Raw genomic sequence first — 11,663 nt, 5'->3', positions numbered from 1 at the left:
GTTCTTTTTTTTTTAATAATGGTGATTAATGGAGATTTTTCTATATTTGGCAACCGATTAAGAGAGGAATTATGCTGTCCATCAAGAACCTGAAAGCTAGTATCGAAGACGGAACCCAGATTTTGAAGGGTATCAACCTGGAAGTCAAACCGGGCGAAGTCCATGCCATCATGGGCCCCAACGGTTCCGGCAAAAGTACGCTTTCGAAGGTGATTGCAGGCCACCCCGCCTACACCGTGAATGACGGCTCCGTGACGCTCGACGGCAAGGATCTGCTCTCGATGGAAATTTGCGACCGCGCCAATTCCGGCCTGTTCATCAGCACGCAGTATCCGACCGAAATTCCGGGCGTGAACAACGTGGAATTCTTGCAGATGGCGCTCAACTCCAAACGCGCCTACTTGGGGCTTGAACCGCTCGCCGATGCCGACTTCAAAAAGCTCTGCGAAGAAAAGATGGCCATGCTCGAAATGGATGACCGTTACCGTGACCGCGGCGTGAACGACGGCTTTAGCGGTGGCGAAAAGAAGCGCAACGAAATCCTGCAAATGGCTATTTTGGACCCGAAGGTATCTTTCCTCGACGAAACGGACTCGGGTCTCGACATTGACGCTCTCCGCATTGTGGCTCACGGCATCAACCAGATTATGTCGCCCGAAAAGGCGGTGATTCTGGTGACGCACTACCAGAGACTTCTGGACTACATCAAGCCGACTTACGTGCATGTGCTGCGCCACGGCAAGATTATTCTTTCGGGCGGTCCGGAACTCGCCCTCAAGCTCGAAGAACAAGGTTACGACTGGATCGAGGAAAACTAATGGACGCCATTACCCGCATTAAACAATTGGGAATGCCGCGTCGCAATAACGAATTGTGGACGTTTTTCCCGGTCAACAAGATTCAGGCTCCTGAATTCCCGAGTGAATGCTCTTGCGACGAAGACTTCGCAAACGAAGACGACTTTGCCGCCCTTTTGCCGGTTGCCTGCAACGCCCGTAAGCTCGTGAAGACGATTGCCGACGGCGAAAACGAAATGGCGATGCTCAAGTGCAATAACGACTTCGGTCGCACGGTTTTGAACATCGGCAAGAACGCAAAGGCCAGCATCGAAATCCTTGACAACAAGGTGATGCACGAAATTTGCGCGGAACGCTTCGATATCAATGTTGCTGAAGGCACCGAACTCGAAATCTTTTTTGCAAACCCCGCTAACGACTTGCCGCTAACCTTTAGGCATTTCGACATCAAGCAGGCCGCAAATTCTACGGTGCATTTCGCAAACGTTTTGCAAGACAGCGGCATTGGCCGTATTAGTGCCCGCGTGGAACTGAACGGCGAAGGCGCGAACTTCGATTACCGCAGTTTGAATATTCTGAAAGGTACAGCCTCTAAGCATCAGCGCCTGACAATTTTGCACAACGCTCCCAGCACGGTGAGCACGCAGTTCGTGCGTAACATTCTCGACGAAAGCGCTTATGCCAGCTACGATGGCCAGGTGGTCGTGGGTAACAATTGCAGCCAGGTGAATTCGAGCCAGCTGGTGAACACGATTCTCTTAAGCGATGGTCCGAGCGTTTCAGTGAAGCCGGTGCTCAAAATTTACCACGATGACGTGGAATGTACGCACGGCAATACCGTGGGCGAACTCGACAAGGATCAGATGTTCTATTTGACAAGCCGCGGAATTCCGGCCGATAAGGCCCGCGAAATGCTGACTAAGGCGTTCGCGAAGGAACTGTTCCTGGAATTGCCCGATGGGGCCGCTAAGAAGCGACTGATGCAAGCGCTTTAACGCGAGTACACGGTCAACACGTCGGGCCCGAGCATGAAGGATTCGCGGGCGACGAGGGCTGTGGGAAGTTCTGGGTACGTTAAGCCGTCGGCGCCGCTGGATTCAAGCGCACGATCGACCGCGGGATCGGAAGATTGCCATAAATCGAGGCGATTCCAGAGACCGCATTTAAAGATTTCATCAGCGAGACGAGCGCCAGGTTCCACCATCAGGCGGTGCATGCCGCGGGCGGAAAGATTCGCATGCATTTCGTGCCAGTTGGCAACAAAAGAGGCGTTACTTAAAGCGACGACTTCAACTGCGAAATTTTCAACAGCCGGCGCCTCGCCCACATTCTTTTTTTCAAGCGCGGGCTGTGGCACGCAAGTAAAGATGATGGGAGCTTTGCCCTCTTCTACAGGTGCTTGAAAAACGCGCAGGCTTTCAACTTCAGCGGCGGTAAATTCATGATGTCCAGCCCAGATGATTTTCACGGGATTGTTCCCATGGGCAAAGCGAACATCGAGCGAAGGGTTATCGGCAAGCACCGTGCCTGCGCCCACGAGAATCGAATCACTCATGGCGCGAAGTTCATGGTTCCAGCAGTTGGCTCCTTGCGCGGTGATTTTCAAAGAGGTATGCGAGCCGTCTGGCTGGCATGCGCCCATATAGCCTTCTTGAGAAACGGCCGACTTGATTTCGATAAAGGTCGCCTTGTTGCGCACGAAATAGTCATAGGCTTCGAAGAAACGCTCAATTTCGTGAAAGAGCATGCGGGCTTCGGCTAGCGCCTCGGCGCGAGTCTCCGGCTCCCCCATGGCAGCTGAATTTCCAGAAAGAACTTTACAACCGTCATGAGAGCAAGAATCATCCCACCCGCTTTCAACAATCGCACGCTCGCAAGCATCCAGGCCTTCAAAGACCTTGATTCCGGCTTCTTCGAGAATGGCACGGCTCTTGCCGCGCACAACTGGATTCGGGTCGGCATGCGCGAAGTAGACTTCCTTGATGCCGGCATCGATGATAGCCTTAGTGCAGGGGGGCGTGCGGCCATAATGACAGCAAGGTTCCAGCGTTACATAGATGGCCGCCCCGCGGGCGAGTTCGCCCGCATCACGCAGCGCCATCACCTCGGCATGAGCATTCCCGGGGCGCTGTGTACGCCCCTTCCCGACGACAATTCCGTCTTTAACGACGACGGCGCCTACGGCAGGATTCGGTCGGCTAATCCCGACCGAGAAGAGTGAGGTTTCAAACGCTAGCTGTAAATAATTCATATTCAAGATTGCTGATCCCGGACTTCGCCGGGATGACGAGGGCAACAGGCTTACTTCTTCGGGTAAGCGAGGAAGCCACCGAGGACGTTATACGCGCGGGTATAACCCTGGTCCATCAAGAACTTGACAGCTGCTTCACTACGACGGCCAGAACGGCAGTAGACCAGCAAATCCTTGTCCTTCGGAAGTTCGCCAAAGCGCTGTTTCAGTTCACCCAGCGGGATGTTCACGGCATACGGAGCGAAGCCTTCCTTCAGTTCCGGCGGATTACGGACATCCACATAAATGCCACCATTGGCATTCATTTCAATAGCCTTGTCCCAATCGATCGATTGCACACCGGCACGCACGGCCACTTCGGACGGGGCCGCAGCCTTCTTGGCAGCCGGCTGTTCAGCCGCAGGAGCCGGCTGGGCCTGAACCTGAGCCTGTTCTTCTTTCTTACCTTCGCAACCTGCAAACATAAGCAGAGAGGCAACAGCAATCATCATTAATCTTTTCATTTCTTCTCCATAGTTAAATTGTTAACAACATTAAAATCGTTTTCATCGAGCTGCATGTACACGCCAAGCACACCATGAGTATAGCCGTCTTCACGTCTAAGCGGGACCGCATTAAACCACAGTAAGCGCTTACCGACACCGAAGGCGCCCTTCCAGGATTTGGAAAGTCCCTTCTCGAACACTTCAGAAACCACTCCATGGAACAGCGAGAAATAGCGCGGGCGCACCACTTCGAGCAATCGTTTGCCTTCGATTTCTTCGGGATTCGGGCTACCAAACGCAAGCGAAAACGCCTGGTTGCAGCCACGAACCTTGTAATCTCTATCAATCCAAAACATGCGGATATCGGGGAATGCAAGAGCCGACATCTGCAGGGATTCACTCAAATCAGACCCTTCGACAACCGGGTTTTCAAGCTGCAAATCTAAACGGCGAGCCGAACCGCGGAACACGATTTTCGCGTTTTCTTCGGTGTAAAGACGTCCGCAAAAGGCATACCAGTCAAGCTTTCCGTTTTCGCCCTGCAAGCGCAACCGCACGCCGCGATTTTCGCTCAAGTTTTGTCCCTTGGCGCGGAATTCCACAATGCGTGCATTCAAGTGCTTGTCAAAGAAGGCGTAGTCGTCTTCGGGCATCATCGCACGAATATCCTGAACACCCTGGGTTCTCGGAATGGCTCGGCCTTCATCATCGACTAGCGGAGTCAAAAACGTAAATGTACGGGTATCGACATCCATGGACCACAAAAAGTCGCCCGTATTCTGCAAGAGCATGTCGACTTTTTCTTTCAATTCGTCACGCTGGGTTCTAGATTCCACGTCCAAGGTCACATTCTTAAGCAAAAGGACCATGTGGACATCAACCCCCTGCTTTTGCATGCTAGCACGAATTTCGTACCAGTTTAAGCCATCACCGGCATCCTGCGAAAAAACGAACGGAATATCAGGGTACGCATCCAAACCCTTGACGTATTCCAAAAAACGCTTGTATTCGGCAGCCGAGAAAATCTTCTTGAATGACCTCTGGCGCAAAATGGAATTGTAGAGCGGGTCCGAAATATAGGTCGGCGTCGCATCGATCAAGCGACCTTCTTTAGAGACTATCACAAGGAAATCGCCCAAATAGTCCGAAAAAACGGAATAGATCTTTTGCTTGTTCAACAAGTCCTTAATCAAAAGAACGACAATCACAAACGCCGTGATTACCAAGAAACAGACAAAAGATACCGCAATTAAAAGACCAACAGGGACCTGCATATTTATAATATAGTCTTTTTTTTCACTGATTTCGCCGCCGTAAATCCAAACCAATCCCATATAGAGCGGGCATTACCATATGCCCCTGAAAAAGCCAACCCTTCAAAGCTAAAACCAAGTGATACGGACACCGCAAACTCCGGAAACCGATAGGACGAAAGCACAAACACATGAGCAAAGGTTAAAGAATGACCAACATCGATAGAGTTTCCGTCATATTCAACAAATGCCCCAAATCGTTCGCCCTGGAACCGGAGGGCAACCGCATAATCCAAGTCATAAAATGAGCGGTGATTGACGAGGGCTACCATTGACGAAAGCGAAAGCGGACTTTTCAAAAGGGCAAGCCCAGCCTTGTAACGATTCGTCGTCCAGTTTTCCCTGGAAATCTGATTATCCGGAACCCAGTTGACTGAGAGTCCATAGCCCACTCCCCCAACAAGCCAGAATTTTGCCACCGAGAAATTCCATTCGGAATAAACCTGCCTGTACAGGGAATCCATTTCAAGATACGAACTGAAGAACGCCAGTCGGTAATCTCGCCAAAAACCGAGTTCGCCGGCAGCACCCGCCACCTGCAAGGAAGCCTCTTCCACTTGCGCATAGGCCAACCCGAAGCCAGGTTCAGCAAACCTTGCTGGGCTCGATTTGTACCCGGGGAGCCCCGAAAGGGCGAGCGAGCCACCTGGATTTTGGACAAATTCTCCGGGGAAGTCCATGGCGAAGGCTAGGTTCGCGAGCCATATTATTAATAGTACCGCCCCTCGCATGTTACGGCCTCATCAGGAATCCGACCATCTTTTCGTAGCTGCCCGAAATGAGTGCGATATAGGCAACACCTATACCCGAAAGATGATTGAGTGGGACATTCAGCCAAGTATTCGAATGCGGTGGCACCTCCGTTTTCCATTGCTCGCGACCAGCCGAATCCAGCAGCCGAAGCGTCACCGACAAGTCGCTTTCCACCAAAATCCGCAAGGGCGTCTTGTTCACCCGCACCACACGCGTCGATAGCCGGAATGTAAAAGGAGCCTGGTTAGCCGTTTGCGTTTTCTCGCCTTTGTCCGCAGACCGGCCTTTGTACAGGTTCACCCGCCCCTGGTAGCCCGGCGTATTTTCGGCCCGGCCCGTCTGCGGATTAAACCCCGAAGGGCACGCGACCGTCCCCTTATCCCAGGACACACTGTCGATGACGGAATCCCCCTTGCAAATGGCAAGCGAACCTGCGGTATTGTTCAGGTAGCCCATGGCATACTGAATGAGGCGCACATCCTTGAACCCAAGGTATTCGCGCAAAAGGAGCGTATCGCGGGTGAAGATGACGGTCTCGTAAGCGGCCAGGGTGTCGCGCTTGGTCCGGGTCTTGCCCTGAGAGGCGCTCCAATTCTTGGCGCGGTTGCAAAAGCGGTACTCCTCTACCGGGAGCGGACCCCCCGAAGCGTTATAGACTTCGACCCATTCCGGTTCGGGTTCTACAGGGCAATGGTGAATCTCGGTAAAGTAGAGATCCGGAGTTTCGGCCGCCCGGGCCAAGCCAAAAAAGAAAAACGCCACGCCCCAAAGAAGCGCGTACAAACGCAAAAATGCATTCTGATTCATGAGACCCCCTAAGGGGTTGCTGCCCTTAGCCGACAAGCGGCGCCATATTCTAGGAGCAGAGTGTTACCCGGGACCGTCAGTCAACGGTATATTCGTTGGGCAACATATAGGCAAGCGGGTTCACCGGGCTATTGCGGACCCAGACCTCGTAATGGAGGTGCGGACCCACGGAGCGGCCGGTATTACCCATATAACCAATCACCTGGTAACGGTGCAAGTACTGGCCCGGCTGCACAATAGACAGCTGCATGTGACCATAGCGTGTCTTGATGCCGTTTCCGTGGTCAATCGTCACATAGTTACCGAAGGTCGAACTCAACTGGGCGACTTCCACCACACCATCGGCAGGGGCGTAAATCGGGGTCCAGCGTTCGTTTGCGATATCCACACCCTGGTGCATCTTGCCGACTTCACCCGTCACCGGATGGATACGGGGGCCGAAAGCCGAAGCGTAGCGGCCGTTAGTCGGAGAAATGGACGGAATAAAGCGCCACATGTAGTGCTTCTGGTCCATGAACTTGTTCAGGGTACGGAAAGACGAGTCATTGTTCGCAAGCTTGCCCTGGATACGTTCGGCAGTTTCATTCAAAATGGACATGCGTTCGTAAACCGGAGATGTCTTGCGGAGCAAAAGGGAGTTCGGGCTTACAGAACCTCCGGTACCGAGTTCGCGGGAACCCTTGTCCTGGGTCGGCAGTCCAAAGCTTGCGTAAAGGCGGTTTTCGTCGGAGAAGAAAGAAGCCGTGGTGTTCGACAGGTAGTCGAGGGTTCCCTGAATCTGGGACATTTCCTTGTCGAGTTTTTGGCGTTCGTTCAACTGATGGTTCAGGATGCCGTCGTAAATCGTGGTCGAGACCATCTGGACGACAAACAACAATACACCAATCGCCACAAAGATTCGAAGCACAGGCCATGCCTTGAAAAGGAACACCGGCATGTGGACGGTCATCGACTTCGAGGAGTTCTGGAAGTGTATGGTTGTTTTATAAAAATTCACGGGCGAAAAGATAGTAAAAAGGTCTTGTGTGGCAATGTAAAATAGTGTGATGAGACTCACTCAACGGCCAAAGCGCTTCAAAAACGCCATTTTCAGGCTAAAAACGGCAAAAAAGCGACTTTTCCGGAATAAAAAAGTAACTTTACACAGGGTGTAAAAACAGGCTTTTTTACACTTCGTTATCGATATCGATAAAGGAGGCCGGGATACCCAGTTCGGTCTGGATTTTGGCAGCGAGGGCCCGGACACCGAAGATTTCGGTACGGTGGTGGCCGCAGCTGAACAGGTTGAAACCGAGTTCTTCGCAGGCGATGGGGACCGCTTCCTTAATTTCGCCGGTCACGAAAGCGTCGCAACCGAGGGCGATAGCCTCTTCGATGGCGGGGGCACCAGCCGAGCCGCTACAGACGGCAAGTTTTTTAATGGCGGACTTGCCGTAACGGAGAGCATGCTGCACCCCATGTTCGAACACCTTACCACTAAGAGTCTCAAAATCGTCGCGGGCGACGGGGGTTGCAAACTCCCCCACGACTCCGATGGTACGTTCCCCTTCGCGGAGGAACCCTTCGATATTCTGGAGGCCATAGGCTTTGGCTATAAGCACATTGTTGCCGACTTCCATGTGGCCGTCGAGCGGCAGGTGGAAGCCGTAGAGCGATATCCCGTTCTGCATCAGGCGGCGCATGCGCTCGCCGAACTTGCCGACCAGCCTGCAGTTTTCACCTTTCCAGAAGCCATTCGGGTGGTGGACGATAATGCAGTCGGCCTTGTTTTCGATGGCGGCATCGATCAGGCGGTCGCGGAAAGAGACGCCCGAAACGATTCGGCTGACCTTGTCGGAGGCTTCGACGCAAAGTCCGTCGACGCAGTAATCCTTAAAGAGCTTGGGTTCAAGCAGGTTGTCTAGCCATGTCGAGAATTCGGAAAGTTGCATCGGGGACCTCTTTTTTTGCCTAAAATATAAATATCGGGCGCGGGAGTCGCGGGAACTAGAGTCGTCCGAAGCGGCCCTTGAGTTTGGCGAGGGCATCGACTTCGATTACATCTTCGGAATCGTCACCCTTGCGCTTGAACTTGAGCACTTCAAAACTTTCGAGCATGGCGCTGGCCTGCAGGTAAAGTTCCGGGTACTCGGGGTCGTCTTGCGAAAGGCGTTCCATTTTCGAAAGCAGGTCACGGGCGTTTTTGAGCTCATGGTCCTTCATGAAACGAGCCTTGAGGAAAGGCCGGAACTTTTCGCGGAGCGTGCGCACCGATAATTCGGGCCTTGAGGGAGGAATCATATCGCCTAAAACGCAAAGGCGTTCGAACAGGGTCATTTCCTTGTCGGAGGTGTAGAGGGCAACGATTTTACTGATAGACTTGTGGTTCGCCGTGATGACACCGAGGGCGTCGCGGGCGTGGTCGCCACCTTGGCGCATGGCGACCGAGAATTCGCGAAGAATGTCCCAGTAGGCAACAAAGGATTCGGCGCCGAGCAGGGCCGACTCGTAAGTCGCACGCACTAGGGCGAGGCGCACCTCGTCATCTTCGCTGCGCGAAGTCGCAGCGAGATTCTTGAAATCGTTGATTTTCTTGCCGCGGGAAAATTCCAGGCCGGTAAAGCGCACGCAACGGTTAGCATCCAGCTTGTCGGCGGCAAGCGACTTGAGCACCCAGGCCTTCAGGGCCGTCTTAAATCCGTCGGAATAGAGGCCGCCAGTTTCGAGCAGATTCAGGCGGTCGGTAATGAGGGCCTGCGCGACAGCTTCGGGAGCGGCTGTTTCGGGCGCGGTTGCGTCGACCGAGGAATTTGCGCGACCTTCTACCCGCTTGCGGAAGTTCTGCCAGAAGGCGGATTCTGCCGGAGTCATGAGGGCCGATTCGCCCAGGCGCCAGCCAAAGCGCATGTCGCCCAGCGCAAAATCGATGCCGAAGGTCACCACAATCGGGCGGACCGCGGCAAACAAATTGAAACTCCCCCATTCCGGATTAATCTCGCAGGCAAATTTCTCCGGGAAGCCAGTCTTGAAAATCTTGGCATGCAAGCGCAGGTGGTTTTCCTTTTCGGGCGTCACGGTCGGAATGTCGCAATCCAACTGCTTGATTCCAGCAAAAACTTCATACAGCGAGACCATGGGCGACTTGTGCGGAGCCGTCTTCAGGCGGTCACAGAAAGCGTCATCGATGAATGTCCGGCGATTTTCAAGTTGCTTTTTGGCGGCCTTGGGCATTTCGCGCACGATGGATTCAATCATCCATTCGCGCCACTGGTGAATGGAAAGCGCCAGTTTCGCAGGCGTCAGTTGCGGAATTAAGTCATAAGGCAGGTCCAGCGTAATGCCGTCATATTCCTTGGTCGCGTCAAAGACCATCTCGCCCACGACCATGCGACTGGAATCGTCAAGGCATTCGATTCGGAACTGTTCGAGGGAACCGCCGAGCTGTGGTTCCTGCGGCTTGGGGCCCTTTTTCTTGTCACCCTTCGCCAAGGCATCGAAGGCGCGATTGCTAAAGCCCGAATCTGTGTAGCTGACACCGGTTTCGTTCTGATCTAGCCAGAATTTGGCGTCAAATTTGAGGAACTGGTCGGTATGTTCGCGAATGTAGTCCTTGAGCGTCTTAATAGAATTGACCCGCGGGGCGATACGCACGTAGTAATCCACCAGGGCATCTTCGCTGGGGGCAAGTCCGAATTGGCGTTTGCGAGCCTCGAGCCCGTGCAAGTCTTCGACCACGCGCTCGTTGTGGGTCATGAAGGCGAAGGGGCGAGCCATTTGCCCGAGCACCACAGCCTCGCGCCAAAAGATTTCGGCACATTCGTCCGGATTCACGCGGGCGTAATCCACTCGGTGCCCACGACTGATCACGAGGCCCCTGAAGCTGACTTCTTCAACCGCTTCCACGAATCCGCGTTCCTGATTCCAGGTGGGCATGAACCAGCGGCGTGTGCAGAACGGTTCTGCCACCTGCATAATCCATTCGGGCTTGATTTCGGCACCCTTGTTCAAGAAGATGCGGCTCGTTTCGCGAACTTCAGCGCTAAAGAGCCATTCCACACTCTTGCCGTAAAGGTCACTGCCCGGGAACACATGGGTTTCGCGCCCGCTCACTAGGCGGTAGCATCCGTTTTCGATGTCGCGGCGGGCAACTCCCCCGAGGAATCCAGAAAGGAGTGCGATGTGTAAGTTGTCGGCATGGAAGCTGTCGAGCGGGCATTCGCGCTTATCGAACTTGACTTCGAGAATGCGGCTGAACTGGTCGTACAAATCGATCCATTCGCGGCAACGCAAGAAATGCATGCTGAACTTGTCGCAGAATTTGCGAAGCTTGTTCCAAGATTTGCCATCCCATTCAGCGCAGAAGGCATTCCACATGCTTACAAAAGTCAGAAAATCACTCTTGTGGCCCGCAAACTTGCGGTGCAGCTGGCGGATTCGGGTGCGCTCCGGCTCTTCGCCGGGGACCACGCGCGGATCCTGAATGCTTAAGGCCGAGCAGACGATGAGCGCCGGCTGCAAAACGCCGGATTCTCGGGCCCGCAAAAGCACTGCCGATAGCGAAACGTCCATCGGGAGCCGCGTCATTTCGCGGCCAAGCTTAGTCACATGACCGCTGGAATTGTCCGCAGTCAACGCGCCGAGTTCAAAAAGCGTCTTGTACGCGCCGCGGAATGCCGAATGCGGCGGCGATTGCAGGAACGGGAAGTTTTCCAGTTCCAGCCCGAGGCTTCGCAATTGCAAAACGACGTTCGCGAGATTACTACGCCGGATTTCCGGCTCCGTAAACTCGTCACGTTTTTCGAAATCTTCCGGCGAATAAAGTCGAATACATACGCCAGGCTTTACGCGCCCCGCGCGCCCTGTGCGCTGCCGGGCACTCGCCTTCGAGATTTCTTCGACTGGGAGCCCCTGAATTCTCGATTGCGCATTGTATCGCGAGATGCGGGCCATACCCGTATCCACCACATACGCGATTCCCGGAATCGTGAGTGAAGTTTCGGCGATGTTTGTCGCAAGCACCACGCGAGTCTTGCCCGAATTCTTGAAAATGCGGCGTTGTTCTTCGGGACTCATGCGCCCGAAAAGCGGGAGCACGTCGAAAGTCGCGCTGTCCAATTCGTGCGCAAGCTCCCCCGCTAAATCCTGAATGTCGCGCTCGGTCGGCAAGAAGCACAGCAAGTGGTCGCGGTGGCGAGATTCCAAATCGAGAATCGCGTCGCAGGCTTCTTCAATCAGGCCCGAGTCACCCTTGCCCGAAATATCGCGACCGAGCACGCCG

10 protein-coding genes are annotated in these 11,663 nt (G+C 53.9%); 2 read left to right on the top strand and 8 right to left on the bottom strand.

What is annotated here, in order from left to right:
* Nucleotides 1-71: 71 nt before the first annotated feature.
* Both sufC and QZN53_RS12280 read left to right on the top strand, forming a co-directional pair.
* Nucleotides 72-818, top strand: coding sequence for a Fe-S cluster assembly ATPase SufC (gene sufC, locus QZN53_RS12285; RefSeq protein ID WP_072799571.1), 747 nt, complete (start codon nucleotides 72-74; stop codon nucleotides 816-818).
* Nucleotides 818-1,792 carry a SufD family Fe-S cluster assembly protein gene (locus QZN53_RS12280; RefSeq protein WP_163439216.1) on the top strand — a complete coding sequence of 325 codons (975 nt, stop codon included), beginning with the start codon at nucleotides 818-820 and terminating at the stop codon, nucleotides 1,790-1,792. Before sufC ends, QZN53_RS12280 begins: the two co-directional genes overlap by 1 nt.
* Here the strand turns inward: QZN53_RS12280 and QZN53_RS12275 are convergent.
* The 8 genes from QZN53_RS12275 to QZN53_RS12240 all read right to left on the bottom strand — a co-directional run.
* Nucleotides 1,789-3,048: a dihydrofolate reductase family protein gene (locus QZN53_RS12275; protein ID WP_163439215.1), complete on the bottom strand. Its 1,260-nt coding sequence runs from the start codon at nucleotides 3,046-3,048 to the stop codon at nucleotides 1,789-1,791. The genes QZN53_RS12280 and QZN53_RS12275 overlap by 4 nt on opposite strands.
* A 50-nt stretch (nucleotides 3,049-3,098) precedes the next feature.
* Nucleotides 3,099-3,551, bottom strand: a complete 453-nt coding sequence (locus tag QZN53_RS12270) for a rhodanese-like domain-containing protein (protein WP_163439214.1) — start codon at nucleotides 3,549-3,551, stop codon at nucleotides 3,099-3,101.
* Entirely contained in the window at nucleotides 3,548-4,807 is a 1,260-nt protein-coding gene (locus QZN53_RS12265; protein ID WP_163439213.1) for a PAS domain-containing protein, read from the bottom strand. Before QZN53_RS12265 ends, QZN53_RS12270 begins: the two co-directional genes overlap by 4 nt.
* Nucleotides 4,808-4,809: 2 nt before the next feature.
* Nucleotides 4,810-5,526 (bottom strand): hypothetical protein, encoded by a 717-nt coding sequence (locus QZN53_RS12260; protein WP_163439212.1) that lies wholly within the window; start codon nucleotides 5,524-5,526, stop codon nucleotides 4,810-4,812.
* A gap of 52 nt (nucleotides 5,527-5,578) precedes the next feature.
* Nucleotides 5,579-6,406, bottom strand: coding sequence for a lamin tail domain-containing protein (locus QZN53_RS12255; protein WP_163439211.1), 828 nt, complete (start codon nucleotides 6,404-6,406; stop codon nucleotides 5,579-5,581).
* Between the two features lie 76 nt (nucleotides 6,407-6,482).
* Complete coding sequence (locus QZN53_RS12250; RefSeq protein WP_163439210.1) at nucleotides 6,483-7,403, bottom strand: M23 family metallopeptidase; 921 nt, start codon at nucleotides 7,401-7,403, stop codon at nucleotides 6,483-6,485.
* Between the two features lie 169 nt (nucleotides 7,404-7,572).
* On the bottom strand, nucleotides 7,573-8,337 hold the full coding sequence (locus QZN53_RS12245; protein WP_163439209.1) for a Nif3-like dinuclear metal center hexameric protein: 765 nt from the start codon (nucleotides 8,335-8,337) through the stop codon (nucleotides 7,573-7,575).
* Nucleotides 8,338-8,392: 55 nt separating this feature from the next.
* Nucleotides 8,393-11,663, bottom strand: a 3,271-nt coding sequence (locus QZN53_RS12240) for a DUF3418 domain-containing protein (RefSeq protein WP_163439208.1), incomplete at its 5' end; no start/stop codon positions are given.

This window comes from uncultured Fibrobacter sp. (genome assembly GCF_900316465.1).
Taxonomy (GTDB): Bacteria; Fibrobacterota; Fibrobacteria; order Fibrobacterales; family Fibrobacteraceae; genus Fibrobacter.
Note: the sequence above shows the minus strand (reverse complement) of the source record. Positions and strands in the feature narration are given on the sequence as shown.